1 protein-coding gene is annotated in these 823 nt (G+C 39.2%); it reads right to left on the bottom strand.

The window, feature by feature from the left end; all coding sequences use genetic code 11:
- Positions 1-823, bottom strand: an 823-nt coding sequence (locus tag ON073_RS20420; RefSeq protein ID WP_274763701.1) for an acyl-CoA desaturase, incomplete at both ends; no start/stop codon positions are given.

The raw sequence follows: 823 nt of genomic DNA, 5'->3' as shown, positions 1-823 counted from the left end.
ACGCTTTTATTTCATTATACTGCTTTTTCAGCTGTGATTGCTCGCATTGCTTGATCACTTTATTTTTACGCATCTCTAATAGACGCTTTCTTACCTTATAATAGTGCTGCAAATTACTTAATAACAACTCATACTCATTTTGCAATTTATCTAGTTGCTTATGACTAGCTTCTTTTTTAAGTAATGTTTGCTTAGTTCGCTCCATTAACGTTGCAGCTTTTGCTCGCTCGATTATCTCTTGCGGTGTTTTACGTAATTTTGAAGCCAATCCAACTAATGAAAGCGATTTTATCAGCCATTTTGTCGGATCGTAATGCCACCATCGGATACCATTGCGATAATCAGAAGCAAAAATATGATGGAAATTATGGTAACCCTCACCGTAAGTTAAAAGCGCTAAAAAGCCATTATCTCTGGCAGTATTAGACTCTGTATATGGGCGAGAACCCCAAATATGAGCCAGCGAATTTATGAAAAAGGTAAAGTGTTGGCTTAGTACCAAGCGCAGTAATCCAGCTAGTAACAACATTCCCCATACATTGCCAAATAGCAAACCAAGTAATAATGGAATACCGAAGTTAGTGATAAGAGTAAGCGCGAGGTAGTGCTTGTGCTGCCACATCACAATACGGTTTTTTTGTAAATCGCGACAGTTTGAATAATCGGTATAGCGATATGCTTGGTATTCGCGCAGCATCCAGCCTATATGGCTGTACCAAAAGCCTCGAGTTGCTGCGTAAGGGTCTTTATCTGGATCATCAACCTTACCATGATGCAAGCGGTGATCAGAGCTCCAATGTAAAGCGCTATTTTGAACAGAAAA

It is taken from the genome of Pseudoalteromonas sp. G4 (genome assembly GCF_028875915.1).
Classification (GTDB): Bacteria; Pseudomonadota; Gammaproteobacteria; order Enterobacterales; family Alteromonadaceae; genus Pseudoalteromonas.
Note: the sequence above shows the minus strand (reverse complement) of the source record. Positions and strands in the feature narration are given on the sequence as shown.